Below are 21,494 nucleotides of genomic sequence, written 5' to 3'. Positions count from 1 at the left end.
TCATTTATAAACATCATCATCTCCCCGCGATTCAAACCAATCAAAGTATGCGGCGTTGTCGCTGGGCTTGCCCAGAGAAGTTGCATACAACGCATAAACGCATCCCACAAAACCTCCGGCAACTTTAGTGCTTAGAAATTTGGCGTCGACATTCTCCTTCAGCAGATTCCATTTATCCGAATTGCTGGCATACAAAAATGAATACGTGCTGCGGCGCGCTTCGATTTTCAGCAACAGTTTTTGTTTTGCTTGATCGTCGTCAAGCATTAGTGACGCCAATAGTTCCATTTGCGGAGGAGTCTCGCTGGATTTATAGAGCTGAACGACAGGCTTGCCGCCTTCCAAAGATTTGCAGAGAAAATAGAAGTGCTTTTCGCTTTGAAAGACCAACAAACCGGCTTTTTCATTTTCAGCTTTTGGCATAAACTCCAACGCGGCGCTGGCTTCGCCCTGCAAGTGCTGTTGGCGATGTCCCAAGAAACTGGGATTGACATTTTCCGCACACGTCTCGGGCCGCAGTTGCAGGGTTAAATAATCTTTGCGTTGTGACAAGCTATGCCATTGTGTTCGCGGCGTTCTCAAGAAAAGCCAACTGTAACTCAGCTTATCCGATTCGAATTCATCCTTCAATATAAAATTGCCGCTGTACTGAATCTCGGATTTCTCCGCCGATACTTTTGTAGAGATGGGACAATGATACTGCACTTCCACATGATACGGATTGATGACCGGCCAACCATTTTGCCATTGCACCGGCGCTAAAAAAGTTTCTCTGCCGGTGTTGTACAAATCATCATCATAAGGCCGGCAGCCTAAAAATACGGCCCACCAATCGCCGCTTTCGGTCTCGACAAAATCCGCATGGCCGGTGGAAGTGATGGGATTTTTTCTTTTCGGATCCAAATGCCTTTGGGTTAAAATCGGATTCTTCTCGTAAGGAACATACGGACCGGCAACGGCTTTGCTTCTGAATACGACTTCGGAATGTTGATCGCCAGTGCCGCCTTCGGCTGCGATCAAATAATAAAAACCGTCTTTTTGAAAAATATGCGGCGCTTCAATCCAGACCGGTTTTTTGCTGAGATCGACGCCGCCATTGACGAGCAGCATTTCCTCACCGGTCACTTTCAGATTGGCGATATCAAATTCATACATCCGCAATGTGCGATGCCCGTCATAAAGCGGCTTGTCGTCCGGCGGAATGCTGTTATAAACGACATAAGCCTTGCCGTTCTCATCAAAAAACATGGAAGGATCGATGCCGTTAATCTCGGGAATCCAAACCGGATTTGACCACGGCCCTTCGGCTTTTTTCGAGGTGACGAGGAAGTTGCCGCCCTTGTCAACCAATGTGCAGGTGACATAAAACATCCCATCATGATATCGAATCGACGGCGCGAAGATACCGCGCGAAACGCCGAGGCCGTCCAAATCCAATTGCTCCGGCCGATCCATCACGTGCCCGAATTGCTTCCAGTTCGCCAAATCCTTGCTGTGGAAAATCGGGATGCCGGGATAATAGGAAAATGACGAAGTCACCAAATAGTAATCGCTGCCGACGCGACAAATACTGGGATCAGGATAGAAGCCGGCTAAAATGGGGTTGGTGAAACTCGCGCTATTCTGGCCACAAGCCGTCGATCGGCAATCCCAAATGCAAAAAGCAACAGCGCACGCAAAGACGCAAAGGCGCAAAGGAACGCAAAGAATATCTCTGCGCATTCTTTGCGTCTCTGTGTCTTTGCGGGAGATTTTTTGTTGATTAGGCATGGTTCTCATTTGTTTTCTTTGACGTGCTCCGCAATATCCACCAAAGGCGCGATCCAAATGTCTTTTTCGTTCTGCTTGAGAAAGCGCAAAAGCTGGTGATGGGCGCTCAACGAGACGTCGATTGAATGCTCGCCGCCAACGCCATGAAAGAGAAAAACGATCAAGGCATTATTTTGCATCGCTTGCCTGACCAACGCGATGAGTTCTTCACCCGATTGCCCACTGATGACATAAGCATCGACATCGAACAAATCAATTTCAGAAATTTTCGGCATTCTGCTTTTCACGCCGCGCGCGGCAACAAATTTGGTTTTGATTTTATCAACATACGATTCGTCGCCGATCTTCACATCGCCGCAAGGATATGCAAACGTTCTTTTCGTTTTGCCGTCGAGCGCCTCGAGAAGCGTGTTTGCCATTTTTATTTCATCGACCAAGCGTTGCATCGTGTAATTTCCCAAGTCATAATCGGGCGGCACCCATTCTCTGCCAGGCAATTTTCCCGTACACGGATGAAATAAAGTATGATTGCCCAACTCATGCCCTTTGCTCGCCGCCGCTTTCCAATCGGCCACGCGCTGGCGAAAAGCGGGAAAATATCCCGACAAATAAAACGTGCCTTTTAAACCCAAAGAGTCGAGAGCAGGAATGACATTGTCCAAATGCACATTGAGCGCGTCATCATAAGTGAGCGACACGGCGCACGTTTTACCATGCCATAAACTTTTTTCTTGGGCGTTCATTTCAAATCCAAATCCGGACAAAAAGAGCAGTGATGTGATTTGAAGAAAGATTGGAGTTTTGAATTTCACTCTATTCTGCCTTTGCAGGGTTAGGTTGGTCTGAATAAAAGCTATGACAGAAAAATGACTGGCGGAAAAATAAAGCCGAGTGATTAAGATTTTTCTGCCAATCATCTTTCTGTCAATCACCTCACTTTAAAACACTATTCTTGCGCAAAAACTCTCTGATGGTTGCAAAGCTGTTCACAAAGTCTTGCCGATTGAAGCCGCCATGCTTGCCGCCGCGAATCGTGACAAGCTGATTCGGCACACCGGCTTTGTCCAAAGCGGCGTGCAACTGTACGGCGTGATTATAGGGCACAATGTTATCCTGGTCGCCGTGAATCGTGATGATCGGCGGCAGCCCGGCGCGCACGTAGTTGAGCGGTGAAACTTGCCGCGCGAGTTCCAGCCGGTTGCTCATGCTGCCGAACCATTCGATAGCGTAGTGTTTGGCATTCGGCCCATCAAGCAGATCAGCGACCTCCGTAATGCCGAACCAGTTGACGATGGCGGCAACTTTTGTTTCCGGCTCCGTTCCTTTTGCCCAGCGTGTGCTATCATTCGTTGGGCACTGCCGGTCAAAAACATTCAACGCCGGCAACATGCCGGTGATCAAGGCCAGGTGTCCGCCAGCCGAAGTGCCGGTCAGCACAAACTTGGAAGCATCCAAGTTATACCGCCCGGCGTTATAGGTCGCCCATCTTAATGCACAGCGGCAATCTTCCACCGCGGCCGGCGCCAGCGAGTTCTGCGCAATGCGATACTCCACATTGATTACTGCCCATCCCATGGATAAATAGGGAAGCAACCAAAACACATTGCGCTCTTTCATTCCCGCCACCCAACCGCCGCCGTGAAAAAGAATGAGCGTGGGAAGCGGCACGCTGCGATCTCTGGGCAGATAGAGATCGAGTTTCAACTCCGTATTGTTTGCAGTGGCATAGGTGATGTTGGGCAGCATTTCATATTCGCCCGCAGCGTAGTCCACCCATTTGTCGGCGCCAGGAGTCTGCGTTTGAGCAAAGCTCACCTCACAAACTGCAAGCAGCGCACAAAGCTTGAATGTTCGGATCAACTTATGCATTATTACGGTCTTCCTTTATGTGTCAGTCGCGCGACCAGATGCCTTTGGTAGGCGATGTTCTTGGTCGTACTCATCCATAACTCATACTCCAAAGTCTCTCCATGGAAATGGAGCATCCGGCCCGCTCGGATCATGCGATCATCATTGAGAATCGCAACGCTGGCCAGGTCAAGTTTGATTATCGTTTCATCCGTTTTTTGCGCGCCGCCTCGCAGAATTTCTACTCGTCCGCTTTTTTGTGCGCTGACCATTTCGAATAATCCCTCGCCCTTGTCAAGCAGGAAACCAGATTCCCAGAACAGCGGCTCACCATTGCGCTCATCCGCAGATTTGATCCAGGTGCGTTGTTCAAAATGAATCGTGGTATCCTTGCCGTTCACTGCAAAAACGAGTTCTTCGCGATAATCGCGAGGAACGATGGTCGGATACTCCGCACGGCCACTTCCCTCCCACCGGCCGATAATGTAAGCAAAATTCGTGAGTGATATATGCACGTGTCATCATCCAGTTTTAGTTGTCTTCATCGTCTTATAGAATTTCCCTTTTTCTGTTTTTAAAATAGTGCGCGCGCTAAAAGAACTATTGCAACCCCTCCGAGCCATCTGTTCCAAGCCGTTGATAACTCTCTGGAGGTCCCAAATAGCTGGGCCTGACTTCACCGGTTTCGATGACCAGTTTTTGCAGAACGACGCCGGGATCAACCATCCAAAATTTCAAAACATGTTTCCCCGGCGCATTGATCACGTGCTTCGATGCTTCAATCGTGACGTTGTTGCGCACGGATTCTTCCCAGTCTTGAAAATTTTTGTTCGCGTGCATGTTGACACTCTGCGGCGCTTCATCGTCAAACGATATCGCGTAGCGCAAACCTTGATTGTTGTGGAAATTCAGCGTTGGCGACAGGTACGCTTTGACCTTCACCTCGCCTTTGTTGAAGAAATAAATTTGATATTCCAAGCGCGGGCTGTCGCCGCCGGGCGTTTGTGGCGGTGCGGTGACCGGCACCGGCGTCATCGCCGAGAGCGTGCGCCCCAAATCCGGAATGCGCTGCCACCGTAGCGCAGACATCTTGTCTGCAGATGCAGGCGAGGACGCCTGCGCTACATTGCGCGTGTAATGCTCCGCTTCGATTGAAACATAACCATTGCTCTCAACAAAGCCGGCAATCTCATCGCGTTTCGGAGCCGAAGGATTATTGATGACGACTTGCACAACAACGCGGCGATTGTTGGGGCCAGCAAGCGTAATCGGAACGCGCTGTTTGCCAATTGGAACGTTTTTCCAATCAATGCTGATCCACAAACGCTTTTCTGTTTCGATATTTCCCTTTGCGGGTTCAACTTTAACCCACGGTTCTCCGGCTTGCACTGAATACTCAAAAGACGTTTGCCCGCGATTGAAGATTTCGATATAATAATTTTGCTGGTGATAGGGATCGAACTCCGGCAGAACGGCTTCGCGTTTTTCATTCGGCCACCATTGTGCCGAACCTTCGATGGCAACGCCCATTTCTGCGGCGGCTGGAATGACGCTCTCTTTGACGGCGGGCATGGAATTGCTGTCTGGCTGCTGCCAGTAAGTGTAGCCGATGTGCGTCTGATCCATCATGTGCGACCACTTGCCGTCGGCCATCACATTGTTGTAGTAATGGGTGATCTCAGCGTCACGTTTGAACAATTCTCTGGCTTTTTGCGCCAGCGTATTGGCGGCCACCCGTCCTTGTTGTGCATACAAGCGATTTTTGCCAACCGTGACATAAAGCTCATTCAAATTCGCGCAGGCTTCAACAGGGTGCAAGACGAGTTGATAGAAAGCATCTTTGTATTTCGCTGGCAAGGAATCACTGATGCGCCGGGCGCGCGCAGACAGCTCGTTGTATTCAGCCACGACGGTTTCTGCTTCGCGATAGTTGACCAGACTGTAAGTGTCTGGCGCGAGCAGTTCGGGCTTCCGGCGTGAATTGAATCTAGTGTATTGCGTCAAAATATCGGCAATATCGTTCGCATGTTCCGGCCCGAATTGCCGTTCTGCCCAGAGTCGGGTGTACTCCGGCAGACGCTCAGCCGGCCATTGTTCCGGATTCCAGGCGTAATCCAAAAAAAACTCGATGGGAAACTCCATCGGCTTGATGTCGCCGACATTTACAATCCAAATGCGATCAGCGCCATAACGATATGCCAGATGCATTTGCTCCCACACACGCGAAATTTGATTGGTGTTGAGCCATTTGTAATTTCGCGGACCGCCGACGTAATCATAATGATAATAGATTCCGTAACCGCCGGGCCGCGGCTTTTCATCGCGCTGGGGAAGCTTGCGAATGTTGCCCCAATTATCATCGCACAACAACAGCGTCACGTCATCCGGCACACGCATGCCGTGATCATAATAGTCCTGCACTTCTTTGTAAAGCGCCCAAACTTGCGGAATGCTCGTTACTTCTTTGCCCGTTACTTGCCCAAGAATTTCACGCTGATCTTTAACGATTCTCTGCAGCAATCCGATATTCGCTTCTTCCGTCATCGGCTCGTCGCCGTCGCCGCGCATCGCGAGAGTCACAATGCTTTCATAATTGCGCATGCGCTTGATGCCCTGCGTCCAAAACTCGCGCAATTTGGCTTCATTCTTTTCATAATTCCACGGCCCGGAACCGTAGCGCTGCCATTCCACATGCGCGCGCATCATCGGCTCGTGGTGCGAAGTGCTGATCACCACGCCATACTCGTCGGCCAGCGGCGCGTTGAGCGAATCGTCATCATAAAATGCTTTTCCCCACATCGCCGGCCAGAGAAAATTTCCCTTCATGCGCAAGATCAATTCAAAAACTTTTTCATAAAATTGATGATTGAACCCGCCGAAGGTTTTATTAACCCAACCCAGCAGTGCCGGATTTTCATCATTGATGAAGATGCCGCGATACTTCACTGCCGGCTCGCCGAGCGTGTGCCGGCCGGGTTTGATATAAATTTCGGACTTTTTCTTCACCGGCACATCGGCCCAATAGTACCACGGCGAAACGCCGATTTGCGCGGCAAGATCATACATGCCGAAGATGGTGCCGCGCTTGTCGCTGCCCGCAATGATCAAGACACGATCAATGTTGGGCAGCGGCTTTTCAATAACCTGAATAAGAAAAGTTTCCCACTTCCCCGCGATGCCGTTCACGTCAAGCTTTTTCTGCTGCACGAGTTTGTCGATCACCGGGTTTTTGCCCAAAGTGCCAACCAACACGATTTCCTTAGCAGCGGGAAGTTTATCCATCGCGATGTCGGGCGAGGCATTCGTGACGCGGGCAATGTCGCTCTGCAAGTGTTTCAGCACACGCAGCACGCCGGGGAAATCCTGCGAGCTGATGTGTAATGGCGCCGACCGGCCGGAGGAGGAAAGGGCAAAGGCGCCCTTCTCGTTCTTGGTTAAGATGTAGGAGTTTACTTCATTTGAAAATGCCGCAACCGGGCTGTCTCTAGGCGGCTCTGCATCGGTCAAACCAGAGGAGCACACGTGTTCAGTGGCTAAAAATATCAAACAAAAAGGGATCGTACAACCAATACTCACCTTTCGCATGGCATTACCTCAGGCTGATTGTGGGCATGAAGTTTTTCGAATTACACAAAAAAGTAGAGCTGTATTCGGTTCAATCGTTGGTTTATAACTAAAAATTTTGTATCTTGCTTCTGTAAAAATGAACCGTTTCAAAGACCTTGTTTTCCCTGCAACCGAATCGGAGAACAGTATGAGAAAAGTCACAATTGCAGAGGTTGCAAAACGCGCGAACTATTCCAAAGGAACAGTTTCTGCGGTTATCAACTCAAAAAATTCGGTCAAGCCAGAAACTCGCGATCACATATTGAAGGTCATGAAGGAACTCAATTTCCGGCCCAAAGGCGTTGCTCGAAATCTTAAAAAAACCAGCCAAGACAAAAGTATCGGCGTTATCATCAAGGATTTGAATTATCCGTTTTATGCTTCCATTGCAACCGGCGCGCGGGAATATGCAAACAGCAAGGGTTACTCGGTTATTGTTGCCAGTTCCGAAAGCGACCACGAGCGTGAGAAAGAGCTGTCACATCTTTTTTCGACGAAAGACATCAAGGGCGCCATCATCGCCCCCACGGTTGAGGGGCGGGCAGAAATCGAGCATCTGTTCAAATTAAGAATGATCAACTACCCGTTTGTGCTTTTGGAAGACGTTAAAGGCATACAGGCGAACGTCGTCGCGATTGACAATACCAAAGCAATCAAACGGGCCGTGACCTACTTGATCGACAGCGGCCACACCAAGATCGTCCATTTTGCCGGCCCACCCAACTCCTCTCACACTCAGGAACGTATCGAGGGTTTCCGGCATGCGTTCAGCGAAAGCACGCTGGCGTTTCACAAAGATATGATCGTGTCCGTCGGTTCGAACTATGAAGAAAGTTTTGCAAGAACGCTGGACTATTTCAAGTGCAGAAGCCGCGACACCTATCCGACCGCCATAGTTTGCTTCAATGATTTGCAGGCGCTGGCGGTTTTGACAGCCTTGAAAGAACTGAAACTGCGCGTGCCCGAGGATATTTCCATCATCGGCAACGATGACATTTATTACGCTAAAATTTATCCGGTACCGCTGACCACCATTCGCGCGCCGCAGCATGAGATCGGCAAAAAAGCTGCGGAAATATTGATCGAAAACATTGAATCGCCGACGCTGCTGCCGCCTAAACGTGTGGTCTTGGACACGGAATTTATTGTGCGAGAATCCACAAAAGTTTTGAAGCCCGAGCTTCAGTTCACCAAGTAGCTTTCGCCGGTAATTCTTATTTCTTTTGTAAGAGTTCCGGTCGTTGCGGCTGCCGTCCCCGGAAGTACGCTACCCACGGCTATTTCAAACCCGCCTGGTTCAACTACAAATTGATTCTTCTCATCGATGCGCGCGAGTTGCCTCGGCTGCAAAACAAACGCGACAACCTGCGTTTCGCCCGGCTTTAAATGAATGCGTTTGAAGCCCTGCAATGCACGCAACGGCACGGGCGCGGAGGCGGTCAAATTTTTGACATAAAGTTGGACCACTTCATCGCCCGCCCGCATTCCCGTGTTATGCACTTCGACAGAAACTTTTGTCTCCTCTCCAGCTTTGATTTCATCAGGAAGCGAGAGATTGCGATATTCGAATTTCGTATAACTCAAGCCGTATCCAAATGGAAACAGCGGCTCGCCTTCAAAATACCGGTAGGTGCGGCCCTTCATATTGTAATCTGCAAAGGGCGGCAGTTGCTCAACGGATTTGTAGAACGTCACCGGCAATCTGCCGGCAGGATTATAATCTCCGAAAAGTACGTCAGCCAGCGCGGTTCCGCCCTCCTGCCCCGGATACCAAAGCTGAATGATGGCCGGAATGTTTTCGTTGGCCCAATTCACAGCCAGCGCGCTGCCGCTGCTGAGCACAAGGACAACCGGCGTGCCGGTGGCATGTAGAGCATTGAGCAAACGTTCCTGCACTTTGGGCAAGTCAAGGCTCGTGCGATCGCCGCCGCGAAAACCTTCGTAATCCACCCGCATTTCCTCGCCCTCCAACTGCGCGGTGATCCCGCCGGCAAAAATAACCACCTCCGCGCGCTTAGCCAGTTCGATCGCTTGATTGAAATAATCGAAGTTCAACAACTCCCATTGCACGAACAACTGCGGGCGGCCGGAGTTGTGAAAAAATTCCAATCTCAGCGGATACGCTTTGCCTTTTTCCAGAGACAGGCGATTGCTTTTCGAGGCCGCCGCGTCGTGTTCGGTCCAATTTTCGATGATGGCCTTTCCGTCGAGGAACAGACGATAGCCGTCATCACCCGCGATGGTAAATTTGTAATCTCCGGTTTCCGGCGCGGTGAACATGCCGCTCCAGCGGATAGAGAATTTCGGTTCTTTTCTGAGATTGGGAAGACGCGTGCCGTAGATCCAGTTAGCATTGTCAATGGGATCGATTTTTGTGAAGAACGGTTCACCTTCCAGGTTTGTGCTGCGAAAGTATTCCGCCTGCAATCCGGGGTTGCCTCCGGCGCTCAAGTTCTCCGAAGACAGATTGTGGATGATCTTGTCTTCTTCAATCAGATCACAGCCGTTGGCATAAACCACCTCGGTGGTGCGCCCGGCTTTGTTCTGAATGCCGCGCAGAGGCGTGACATATCGTGAAGGCGTGCCGTGATAATTTCCGAGCAGCATCAAATAGGAATTCGCCGTTGGCCCGATGACGGCAATCCGTTTCAAATCCTTTTTGAGAGGCAGAAGATTGTTCTCGTTCTTGAGCAGGACGATGGACTCCTGCGCCGCGCGCAACGAAAGTTGGCGATGCTCCGGGGAGTCATTCACCTCGAATGGTATGCTGGCATACTTGACCAATTCCGGCGGATCGAACATGCCCAGCTTGAAGCGCGCCGTAAACAGACGTCGCACCGCAGTATTGATCTCTTCTTCCGGCAACAGTTTTTGTTGAACGGCCTCGAGCAGGGCCGATTGATAGACGCTGCCACAATTCAAATCTGTGCCGGATTTCACCGCGAGCGCCGCAGCTTCTGCGCCGGTTTTTGAAATTTTGTGATATTCAAAAATATCGGCAATCGCGCCGCAATCCGAGACCACATAGCCCTGAAAGCCCCAATCTGCGCGCAAGATCTTCTGCAACAAGCGCGGCGAGCCGCAACACGCTTCGCCCATGTAACGATTGTAGGCGCACATCACGGAAAAAGCGCCTGCTTCTTTGATGCAGGCTTCGAAAGCAGGCAGATAGGTGTCGTAAAGATCGCGGTTGTTGGTAACGGCGTCAAAGGCGTGGCGCTCCGGCTCCGGGCCGCTGTGCACGGCATAGTGTTTCGGCGTTGCGATGACTTTGAAATATTTGGGATCATCGCCCTGCAAACCCTTCACAAACGCCACGCCCATGCGGCTGGTGAGATAAGGATCTTCACCGTACGTCTCCTGGCCGCGGCCCCAGCGCGGATCGCGAAAGATGTTGATATTCGGACTCCAAAACGTCAATCCTTTGTAAATATCGCGATCACCCTGCCGCGCATATTCATGATGTTTGGCGCGCGCTTCCGTCGAAGTCACTTCGGCGATATGGCGCATCAAGTCCGTATTCCAGGTTGCGGCCAGCGCAATGGCTTGCGGAAACACCGTGGCCGTGCCCGCGCGCGCCACGCCATGCAAGCATTCATTCCACCAATTGTATTCGGGTATCTGCAACCTCGGAATGGCCTGGGCGCTGTGCCCCATTTGCGAAATCTTTTCCTCCAGCGTCATGCGGGAGATCAAATCATCGACACGCCTTGCCATGGGCAGCGTGTGATCAAGGTACTCAAGTTGGTTGTTCATTTCTTGCGCATCGAGGAGGTGACAACTCAATAACAGGCTGAAAACAAGTGCTCGCATTGTTCTTCCTTGATTGAATGCAAACAAAAACTCGTGGGAGGTTTCGTCCTGTTCATTTCGCATCCTTAAGAACACCAAAACCGATGATGTCACTTGCTCTTTGTCAAACTTTGAACACCTGAAGGCGTTAATACGAACACGCACAGTAACGGCGAAGAACAACCGGGACGGCCGTTGCGACCGTCCCGGGGCGGCGCTAAAAAAGTTCTTGCGTGACGCTATCCCTCCACCGTGAGCAGAATTTTTTGCAAATCCTGATCACGCGAGGAATTCCCCAACATGATTTCAAAATCGCCGGGTTCCACCACATAATTCATATCGATATTGTAAAACGCCAGATGCTCCGGGGTGATATCGAACGCCACGGTCTTGGCCTCGCCCGGCTGCAGGCTGATCCGCTGGAATCCTTTCAGTTCCTTCACCGGGCGCGTCACGGAGCTGACTTTGTCGCGAATATACATCTGCACAACTTCATCGCCGGCCCGGTTGCCCGCGTTTGTCACCTCCACGGTCACGCGGGTCGATTCTTCCGGGCGAATTGCGGTTTTATCCAAACGCGGTGGGCTGAAGCGAAACTGTGTGTAGCTGAGTCCAAAGCCAAAAGCGAACAACGGCTCTACAGATTCGAAGAGATAACCGCGGCGCGCCGAGGGCTTGTAATTGTAGTAAGCCGGAATATGTCCAACCGAACGCGGGATCGTGATCGGCAGCTTGCCGCCGGGATTCACCTCTCCGAACAACACGTCCGCCACTGCCTGACCGGTTTCCTGACCCAAATACCAGCATTCAAAAATCACCGGCACTTTCTCAACGAGATTGCGCACGGAGAGCGGCCTACCGTTGAAGAGAAGGGCAATGACCGGCTTGCCGAGCGCGGCAATGGCATTCACCAGCTCGTCCTGCCGGCCAACCATTTCCAAATCTGCGCGATCACCGAGATGGTTCAACGCCCAGGCCTCGCGCGAGGTTTGTTCGTTGCCGCCGATGGCCAGCACAATGGCATCCGCTTGTTGCGCAACCTTCACAGCTTCGGCGATGCTTTTGCGATCTTCCTCCGGATCGCTGGGCACAACTTCATCTTGATGCCATGACCCGCCAATTGTAATCTTGCAACCTTCGTGATAGAGAATCTGCGCGGCAGCGCCCGCGCGCTCGCGAATGCCGCTTAACACGGTTGAAACTTGCTTGGGCTTGCCGCTGTATCCGCCGAGCAATTCGCGATCGGCATTGGGGCCAATAACAGCAAGGGTTTTGATCTTTTTGAGATCAAGCGGCGCGACGCCGTGATCGTTCTTGAGCAGCGTGATGGTTTCGCGCGCGGCTTGCAAGGCCAGCTTGCGATTGGCCTTGCTACCGACAATGCGTTCGGCGGCGGCAGGATCAACATAGGGATCTTCGAACAACCCCAGCTTGAATTTGTAAATCAGTACTGCGGCGACGAGTTCATCAAGAACAGATTCTTCCAAACGGCGTTCACGCACCAACTCGACCAGGTGCTTATAGCAATCCGGTTCGGGCATTTCGATATTCACGCCGGCACGTGCAGCCAGCAGCGCCGCCTCCTTGCCGTCTTTGGCAACATGATTGCCGAGACCAAAATCAGGCCGGATTTCAAGCTCGCGAATGGCGTAATAATCGGAAACCACGAATCCTTTGAAGCCCCACTCTTTACGGAGAACTTTTCGCAAGAGCCATTGGTTGGCATGCGAGGGCACACCGTCAATCTCATTGTACGATGCCATCACGCTCATTGCGCCGCCTTTTTGAATGGCTTCTCTAAAAGGATAGAGAAAAACTTCGCGCAGAACGCGCTCGGAGACATTCACGGGTGCGCAATTCGTGCCGGATTCCGGCTGGCCGTGCGCGGCGAAATGTTTCAGCGTTGCAATGATGCTTTTTCTGTTTTTGAACGCGCCGTCACCCTGAAAACCTTGCACCGCGGCAACGCCCAAACGCGCCACGAGATAGGGATCTTCTCCGAACGTTTCCTCCACGCGCCCCCAGCGCGGATCGCGCGCCACATCCAGAACCGGCGTCAACGCTTGATGCACGCCGCGCACGCGCACTTCTTCCGCGGTCATTTCATACAGCCGTCGAATCAGATCGGAATCGAACGTGGCGCCCAACCCAATGGGCTGCGGAAAACTTGTGCTGTCAACCGCCGCCTGGCCGTGCAAACATTCTTCATGAAAAACCACCGGTATGCCGAGGCGGCTGTTTTCAATAAAAAATTTCTGAATCGTGTTGGACAGTTCGGCTTGCTCTCTGGCGTTAATGCCGCCAGCGGTATCGCTGAGGCGACCAATCTGACCCAAGCCATATCCCTCTTTATAATGGAAGCTGGCCTTTTCGAAATCAAATCTGCCTGTCTCATCCACGAGTGTCCGGTTCTTATCCTGCCAAACGCAAATCATTTGGGCAGCTTTTTCTTCAAGCGTCATGCGCGAAAGCAAGTCCGCGACACGCTCTGCTATCGGTAGATCCGGAACTTGATAAAGTGCTTTGGTTTGCATATTCGTCGTACTTGAAAAAGATTCTGAATTAGCTCAATGAATTTTACCGCGCTTCCTGCCTTCGAACAGTTAAATCTTCCTCGATTTTAACCATCATTTTATTTGTCAGGGGGTAACGCATCATCAACAGGCCGCCGGCAATGCCAAAGATCGCCGGAAAGATGCTCAACAGCTTCACAATGCCGTTCATGGCCTCCGGCGTTTGCTCCTGATTCGCAACAAACCCGTAATAGGCAAGCAACCACCCCACAAATGCCCCCCCCAAAGTCAAGCCGAGCTTCAGCGCAAACAATGAGGCCGCCATCAACAAACCGGTGGCGCGCCGGTTGTTTTTCCATTCCGAGTAATCGGCGGTGTCGGTGTACATGGCCCACTGCAGCACCGACACAGGCCCGACGAAGAATGAGAAAAGCAGATTGAGCACATAAATGAGAATGACATCCTGTGGACGTACGACATATAACACAGCGTTCACCACGGCCGCGGCGATGAGAAATCCGGCGTAGGTGTTTTTCTTATCAAGGAGCTTCGAAAACCACTTGGTAAGCACGACGCCGATGATGGTCACAACGCTGCCCGCCAGCAAAAAGGATGAGGTGAAAGTCTCGTAGGAAAGGTTGATGACGTTGCCGAAGAGATTGAGCTGCTGATCGCGGACATAGTACTTGAAATAGTAGGCAACCGAAGATTGGCGCATGACAATAAACGTCAATTGGCAAACCGTTGCTCCGGCGATCATCAACCAGGGGGCGTTGGAAAACAAATCCTTGAGATCCCTTTTGAACTGACTCTTTTGTTCTTTGGGCGGTTGCACTCTTTCCTTAGTGGTGGCAAATGTGATAAAGAGTAAAACTGCCGCCAAGCCGGCAAGACATCCCATCGCCCATTGCCAACCCACGGCGTCATTTCCCTGACCGAAATATTTCACCAGGGAAATAGTCGCCGCCTGCACAATCAAACCGCCAACAAAAGCGGCAACAAAACGGAATGACGATACTTCCGTGCGTTCCAGAGAATTGGGCGTTATCACTCCCATGAGTGCTGAATAAGGAACATTCACGATGGTGTACATAACCATCAGAAGATTGTACGTGATATAAGCATAGATGAGTTTGCCGGTGGCATCGAAACCAGGCGTCGTAAACGTGAGCACGCCCATGATGCCAAACGGGATGGCAAAGAGAAGAATATACGGGCGAAATTTTCCCCAGCGCATCTTCGTGTGATCGGCAATCGTGCCCATGATGGGATCGTTGACGGCGTCGAAGATTCTCGTGACCAAAAACATCGTTCCCATCGCAGCCGCGGGCAAACCGAAGACGTCGGTATAGAAAATCGGGAGAAACAAAATGAACGTTTGAAAAAACAAATTGGAGGCGGTGTCGCCCAGGCTATAGCCAATCTTCTCTTTTACGGAAAGCTTCTCTGTTTCAGGCGGCATGGTTCTTTTCCTTTTTGCAAAGGTTCGTTGCTTTGTACCGGGATTGTTCTCAAACAGAAAAAGCCGGGTTCGTTTTTATACTTTCAAGTTGACTTGGATGTCAGCGATATCAGTGAATTCTCCAGCGGCTGACGCCTACCCTTACTCAACGGATCAGCACCGCTCTTTTCATATCGACGAATTCTCCGGCCGATAATTTGATGAAATATACGCCGCTGTTTAAACCACTCGCATCAAACGTGGCGTGATAACGGCCTGCAGACTTGCTCTCATCCACTAACGTGGCAACCTCGCGCCCTGAGATGTCATAGACTTTTAAGCTCACATGTTGCCGGCCGCCGACCTCGTACGTCACACTGGTAACGGGATTGAACGGGTTGGGATAGTTTTGCAGCAACCGGAACGCCACCGGAATCTCGGCAAACTCTTCGACAGCCGAGCTCTCATCTCGGGTGGTGAAACTTGCCAGAGTTGAATAGGCGCTCGTTCCATGTTCGTTCACGCCGCGCACGCGCCAATAGTATTGCGTGTTTGCGGCCAGCGGACTCAATTGCAGCAGCGTATCGGCGACAGTGGAATCCACCACAATTGAGGTGAACGTTCTGTTAGTGGCAACCTGGACCTGGTAGGAATTCGCTGACTCCGAAGGATGCCACATCAAAAGAGGATTTCGCGGTTCTTCCATCGTGCCGTTGGGCGAAATCAGCGCCGGTCGCAGCGGGCTGGCGAGATACGTGCGCAGCCATTGCATCGCCGGGCGTTCGGCCAAACGCTCATTGAGCAAGTATGCCTCCTGCTGCCAGATTTCATACCGGATGTAGCCCCATAATGTTATGCCATAAACTCCCGGATGTTCATAGAGCACCGGAAATATGGTTTGATACCTTTGCAACTGTGTGTTGTCGTCTTGAACGTTAATGTCGAATTCAGTGATGTAAACCGGCAGCCCGGTGGCGGCGAGATTGGTCAAATTGTTGTGCAACGTCGTCGTCGAGGCGCCACCGTTCACTTCAAAATTATGGCCTTGCACGCCAATGCCGTCAATCAATCCTCTTTCTTTGAGCAGATTGATGATTTGAATGTAGCGCGCGTTGGCATTGCCGTCGTTGATGACGCTGTACTCGTTCAAATGCAATTCCGTTTTCGCCGGCAAATATTGCCGCGCCAGTTCAAAAGCTTTGATCACCCAATCCCAACCCGTTGCGCCGTCGCCCCCGAGTGCTCGTTTGTAAGATGGCGGCGCGTGCAGCGGCTCGTTGACCACGTCGCAGTAATCCATGTCGGGATATCTTTGCCCCACTGCCGAGATCCAGTTTACCACTTCCTGATACTGGCTCGCGGAATCAAGGCCGGCGATATGCCCGGGTTCTTGATTTCCCCAAACCAGCGTGTGATGGCGATAAAGAAAGCCGTTATTCTTCGCAAAATTGTAGATATTGTCGAGCTGCTGCCAGTTGAGACTTCCCCATTTTCCCGCATTCTCGGGAGTAACCTGATTCCAATATCTCTTAAAGTTGTTTTCCCGAATACTAAAGCCGTTGCCGATGATGTTACCCACAAACTTGCTTTTGTTGGCGGCAAGCTGGGCAAATGAGAGTTGCGGCGATAGTCCGGTTGCACAGAAAAGCAAAGCAAAGATTGCAGCGCGGCGCTGCTTTAGAAAAATCTTCTCAATTTTCATAGTTCAAACCTCCATACGAATCTGTCGAAAAGAACACGGATACAACTTTTCACTGCATCGGAGGATATGCTCCAACGTACTGACCGCCTTTCTTGGAGGGGCCAAGGAGTTTTTTGATTCCTACCGGCAGCGGCATGGCTGATCCCGCCGCCGGAAATGCGGACAATAATTGATAATTGCCCAACTCAATGCCTTTGAACAACGGGCCATCATAATTCGAAAAATGCCGACTGTTCTTCGAAAACTCCGGATACGACTTGCGCAGATCTTCCAACGACTCAAATCCCGTTTGGCACTTCTCATTCGCTGCCGGGCTCCACAGAATCAAAGGATAAGAGATCCTTTCTGCACCCCGTACGTACACATTGTAATCGAGCTGCTTCATTTGCGGCTTGTTGAGCCTCTCGCACAACGAGGCCGGCTGCCAGACGAACAACAACGATCTATTGAAATCCTTATCGCCGACGAGCAGGTTGTTGGAAAAGATGTGGCCGTCGCGCTCGCCAACATCCGGCCCGGTGCTTGGGTGCCAGCCAAAGTGATCGCCTTGCGCGCTGCGCGCATTGCGGCCAATACAGGCCATGCTGTTCACAAACGTGTTATTGTAGATTTGCACATTCGAGGCATTGAGCACCATGATGCCATGATCATTGTTGACAAAGACATTGCCGGCACAAATCGCGCCTTGGGAGATTTCAAAGAAGAATCCGTTATCACTGGGCCAGAGATTTTCAGTAGAAAATGTGTTGCTCACGCGGCCGACGCCTTCGATCCAATTGTTGGTAAACACCCCATCAACATTGCCGACGTCATACCAAATGCCGTTGGAATTGGGATGTTCGATCACCAAATTATCATTGCACGTCACGCGGTAAGACTGATTGAAAATCTTCACCGCCGCGGGATAGTAGCCGGTGATGTTCTCGATGTTGTTGCGCGTGAAAATATTCCTTTCCAGCAGCACGTCGTTGGAGGCAATAATGTAGATGCCTTCCGTGCTCGTATCACTCACTTTGCAATGCCGAATCGTCATGCGATCGCCGCGCAGATAACCTGCAACGCGCGAGCAAAAGGAAATTGTGCAATGCTCCAGCGTCGTGCCCACCACTTCTTTGCCGTGTTGGGATTCGGGTGAGATGCCTTCCGGCTCGGTGCCTTCGATTTCGAGCGCTCGATAGGCATATTGCGTGAACGTGAGGCCGCGAATAGTATAACCCTTGCGATCCGAAGTTTTGCCATGCGCCTCCTTCGTTGTTCTCAAAATGGCCACATCGAACGCGGTGATCTCCACCAGTTTGTCCGTGGGATCAACGGCGAGATAAACTAAACCGGTTTCGTAATCAATAAAAAAGGTGTTTTCCTCCAATTCGCCTTCCCAACCCGCCGATTGCAGGAACCTGCCATCAACAAACACCATGTCGTTATTGAAACGATGCTGCGGCGTTTTTGCACCCTCGCGATGACGCCGCCACCAATCTTGCGGCCTGGATGGAAATAAACGAGACCACTCGCTGACCCACAATCCGTTGTCTTGCTTCTTCCAATCGGAAGCGACAAATGTTCCTTTCAAAATCGGTAGTTCATCTGCATACGGCTGAATCGTGACGCCTTGATTCAAAATCAAGTTGCCGGTGCGATATGTTCCGCCGCGCATGATGATCGCATCACCGGTCTTCACGCGTGCAATAGCTGCTTCGATGGTTGTTGGCGTGCTTAGTGACTCGCCGGTTTGGTCGGCTTGCCCGTCGGGCGCGACATAATAAATTTTTCCCGCTCCGGCGGGCAGTTTGTACGTTTGCCGGATCGGGCCGTACGGTCCCCCGGAGGGTTGTGCCACGATTGTTGAGCACAAACAGAAAAGAAAACAGCCGAGATAAAATCTCACTTGAACCTCTCTTTCGTTTCGCGTTCAAGCAATAGCGCTGGCAGAAAAATGTGGGATAGAGAAATAAAGCTCCTTTTTATTTTTCCGCCGTGCATTTTTCTGACATTTCAGTTGCACTTCACGCATTTCAGTTCGATACTAATGTCGTTATGCTCGACGCTTCCAAATTAAGAGTGCATCTATCGTCGATGACATCGACATCATCGCCTTGAACAACATTCTTAGCTGCCGAAGTCGTGTAAGTCGAAAAGCTGTTTACGGCACCACTCTCTATTCTAAAGGCCACCTCCAGGGGTGATGAACCTGTATTTACAGCAACAAGAACGACCCTGGAGGATGAACTATCCTTATATGCCGTGATGGAAACATTGCCAGTAGTCGGCCAACTCTTCGAGTCGACTCGGTGATACCCCGGACGAATGAAGCGCGAGAACTGCGACATCACGTAACCCTTTTTTGTCACTGAGCCTTTTGCGCCGCTGTTTCTCTCGCCATCACTGATGGGTCCGTAAAATCTGACGATATACCACCAAACATAAGCGCTCATGCCGGCTTGCATGACGTCGTTGATCTCTTTTGCCACCGGCAAGCACCATGACCAATCATTGGCTTGACTGCCCTCGCCGGACAAATGCTCGGTCATCCAGACTTCTTTTCCCTTTTCTTCCGCCAGCGGATAGCGCGCTAAACCGCCGCCGTAGATGTGCCCGGCAAGAATATCCAAATTTGCGGTGGCCAGCGAATCATTGAGTATCGGGTCAGACAGTTGCCGCCGAAACTGAAACGATTCCGGCGCCATCACCCTGGTTCCAATCGCTTGCGCATTTTCCCTCATGAATTTTAACATCTGCTCCGGATTCCAGTCACATGATTCATAGGTGACATTAACATCGGGTTCATTTTGAACCGATATGGCATATATCGGCACGCCGTTGTCTGACATAAAATCCGCAAATGCGTCCAAATGAGCGGCATAGTCATCATACGCATCTTCTCTAAGCTCGCCACCCACCAAATTGTTGTTGGTTTTCATGGAAGCAGGCGGAGACCAGGGTGAAGCAATAATCGTTGCTCCCATGTCGTATGCTTTCTTGGCTGTCGGTACGTTAATGTTCCATTCATTACTATTCGGTTGAACACGCAGGCGCAGAATCGTAAACCCGAGCTGGCCTTCTCCGGTACCGAAAGCGGTCTCAATTTCAGCATCTGTCATATCAGCCCGCCATTGCAGTATGTTGGCTGCGCCGAAGCCTCTGATAATCTGCTGAACACTGTCCAAATTAACCACAGTCGTGGCGATGGCATTTACACTGAAATTAATCGTTGTATCATTCCGTACCGGAACGTTCTCAACTTGTTGAGAAACTACTATTGGAAAGGTATTGTCTGTATTTTCGATACGAATCGAATAATTCCCATTGTGAATATAATGCCCTGCAATCCTGTTCATGTGCAGTACTGGTGAAGAAAACGCGGGCGGAAGTGATACCGAACTTCTGCCGCGTGAATCAAAAATCATTTTTCTGACCTGAGATTCATCTCCGGCTTGAAGCTTGTAAAAGTAGATTCCGCCGGCGACTCTTTTGCCAAAATTATCCCGGCCATCCCAGAACAGGTGATGTAAGCCGGCGATTTGGCTGCCAACTACAAACGTTCTGGCTTCCCTGCCGAGAATGTCATAGATCGTCACTTGAACATCAGCACCTTTTCCAAGCCGATAAGGTATGGCCGCTGCTGAAGAAAACGGATTTGGATAACTTTGCCCCAGCTCAAAATTATCCGGCAGGCCATTGGTATTGGATTCCACCGAGGTTATTAGGCCGACCTGATAAAACCCGGAAGCATCCGTCAAAGCCGAAAATTTTATCGTGGTGTCGGCATTGTCGATAAAGGTCACGAAGGCATTTTGCACCGCAAACCTGGAAGCAGTCACTCTTCCTTGCACGGATAATGTCTGAGCATTTGCTTGCGAAAAGAACACAATCAAACAAAGGAGAAGAAAAACACATTGATGCTTCAGGCTACGATATTGGTTGAGTTGCCATTTCATCATGAACTCTCTTTCTTTATTTCAGCAACGTCACTCTTCTGACGATCTCCCGGTTACCGCTTTCAAGCCTGATCGCATAGACGCCGCTGCCGACCAATTCGCCGTTATCATTCCGCCCGTTCCAAACCGACGAATACGATCCCGGCGTCTTATGTCCGCTTTCAAGCAATCGCACCCGCCTTCCGGCCATATCATAAATCGCCAGTTCATAGTCCGCTTCGATTTCAAGCTGATAAGCGATGCTGGTAGAAGGGTTTCCCGCAGAGCGGGATGTCGCTGCGCTCCAGAACGGATTGGGATAGTTCGGCAACAAGGAAAATGACTTCGCCACTTGGTCCGATTCCTCAACGGAAGTTGGCGCCGACTCAAACTTGTAGATTTTTGTCGGGCTGGAAAAATTAAGCGCAACGACGTAGATCTCATAATTCTCATCCTGGCCGAAGGATGATATGCGAAAGTCTTCATCGGTCAACAAGGTGTTGGTGTAAGAGCCGTCGCCGTTGTCTTCCAGAGACCAAACGCGACCGGAGCACCAATCGCCGTAAATATATTTTCCGGCAAGCTCGGGACGGCCCGGGCCGCGGTAAACGGCGCCGCCTGTTATCGAACAATCAACGTCGCGGTTTGCATAAACATAAACCGGCGGATCGTATTTGCCAATATCGCAATTTACTCCCGGGCGGCAACCCATGCCTTCGGTCTGGCTCCAGCCATAGTTTTTGCCGCACTCAACGACGTTGATTTCTTCCCAGCTATCGAATCCTACGTCGCCCACCCAGATTTTCCCGGTGACATGATCGATGTTGAAGCGCCAAGGATTGCGGAATCCGTAAGCAAAAATTTCTTCGCGAAAACCCTGGGTGTTGCCGGCAAAAGGATTGTCCGGC

12 protein-coding genes and 1 pseudogene are annotated in these 21,494 nt (G+C 50.9%); 1 reads left to right on the top strand and 12 read right to left on the bottom strand.

The window, feature by feature from the left end:
- From FBQ85_02760 to FBQ85_02740, 5 genes are all read right to left on the bottom strand, one after another.
- Nucleotides 1–1,722, bottom strand: a complete 1,722-nt coding sequence (locus FBQ85_02760; protein MDL1874083.1) for a glycoside hydrolase family 43 protein — start codon at nt 1,720–1,722, stop codon at nt 1–3.
- Between the two features lie 53 nt (nt 1,723–1,775).
- Complete coding sequence (locus FBQ85_02755; GenBank protein MDL1874082.1) at nt 1,776–2,513, bottom strand: chitooligosaccharide deacetylase; 738 nt, start codon at nt 2,511–2,513, stop codon at nt 1,776–1,778.
- A gap of 190 nt (nt 2,514–2,703) precedes the next feature.
- Nucleotides 2,704–3,639, bottom strand: coding sequence for an alpha/beta hydrolase (locus FBQ85_02750; protein MDL1874081.1), 936 nt, complete (start codon nt 3,637–3,639; stop codon nt 2,704–2,706).
- Between the two features lie 2 nt (nt 3,640–3,641).
- Nucleotides 3,642–4,133, bottom strand: coding sequence for an FABP family protein (locus FBQ85_02745; protein ID MDL1874080.1), 492 nt, complete (start codon nt 4,131–4,133; stop codon nt 3,642–3,644).
- An 85-nt stretch (nt 4,134–4,218) separates the two neighbouring features.
- The gene (locus tag FBQ85_02740; protein MDL1874079.1) at nt 4,219–7,203 is read right to left on the bottom strand and encodes a glycosyl hydrolase; all 2,985 of its coding nucleotides are present in this window, start codon (nt 7,201–7,203) and stop codon (nt 4,219–4,221) included.
- 118 nt (nt 7,204–7,321) lie between these two features.
- Between FBQ85_02740 and FBQ85_02735 the strand changes: the two genes are divergently transcribed.
- On the top strand, nt 7,322–8,422 hold the full coding sequence (locus FBQ85_02735) for a LacI family transcriptional regulator (GenBank protein ID MDL1874078.1): 1,101 nt from the start codon (nt 7,322–7,324) through the stop codon (nt 8,420–8,422).
- Here the strand turns inward: FBQ85_02735 and FBQ85_02730 are convergent.
- The 7 genes and pseudogenes from FBQ85_02730 to FBQ85_02700 all read right to left on the bottom strand — a co-directional run.
- Entirely contained in the window at nt 8,407–11,100 is a 2,694-nt protein-coding gene (locus tag FBQ85_02730; GenBank protein MDL1874077.1) for a glucan 1,4-alpha-glucosidase, read from the bottom strand. The two genes, FBQ85_02735 and FBQ85_02730, sit on opposite strands and share 16 nt — an antisense overlap.
- 155 nt (nt 11,101–11,255) lie before the next feature.
- Nucleotides 11,256–13,550, bottom strand: coding sequence for a beta-glucosidase (locus tag FBQ85_02725; GenBank protein ID MDL1874076.1), 2,295 nt, complete (start codon nt 13,548–13,550; stop codon nt 11,256–11,258).
- Between the two features lie 43 nt (nt 13,551–13,593).
- Nucleotides 13,594–14,991, bottom strand: coding sequence for an MFS transporter (locus tag FBQ85_02720; protein MDL1874075.1), 1,398 nt, complete (start codon nt 14,989–14,991; stop codon nt 13,594–13,596).
- 724 nt (nt 14,992–15,715) lie between these two features.
- Nucleotides 15,716–16,672 (bottom strand): annotated as a pseudogene (locus tag FBQ85_02715) (glycoside hydrolase).
- A 49-nt stretch (nt 16,673–16,721) separates the two neighbouring features.
- The gene (locus tag FBQ85_02710) at nt 16,722–18,524 is read right to left on the bottom strand and encodes a right-handed parallel beta-helix repeat-containing protein (GenBank protein ID MDL1874074.1); all 1,803 of its coding nucleotides are present in this window, start codon (nt 18,522–18,524) and stop codon (nt 16,722–16,724) included.
- A 160-nt stretch (nt 18,525–18,684) separates the two neighbouring features.
- Nucleotides 18,685–20,610: a T9SS type A sorting domain-containing protein gene (locus tag FBQ85_02705; protein ID MDL1874073.1), complete on the bottom strand. Its 1,926-nt coding sequence runs from the start codon at nt 20,608–20,610 to the stop codon at nt 18,685–18,687.
- Between the two features lie 13 nt (nt 20,611–20,623).
- The coding region (locus tag FBQ85_02700) for a T9SS type A sorting domain-containing protein (GenBank protein ID MDL1874072.1) at nt 20,624–21,494 on the bottom strand (871 nt) is incomplete at its 5' end.

It is taken from the genome of Cytophagia bacterium CHB2, assembly GCA_030263535.1.
Classification (GTDB): Bacteria; Zhuqueibacterota; Zhuqueibacteria; order Zhuqueibacterales; family Zhuqueibacteraceae; genus Coneutiohabitans.
The sequence above is the reverse complement of the archived record's forward strand: the minus strand, read 5'-3'. Positions and strand labels throughout refer to the sequence as shown.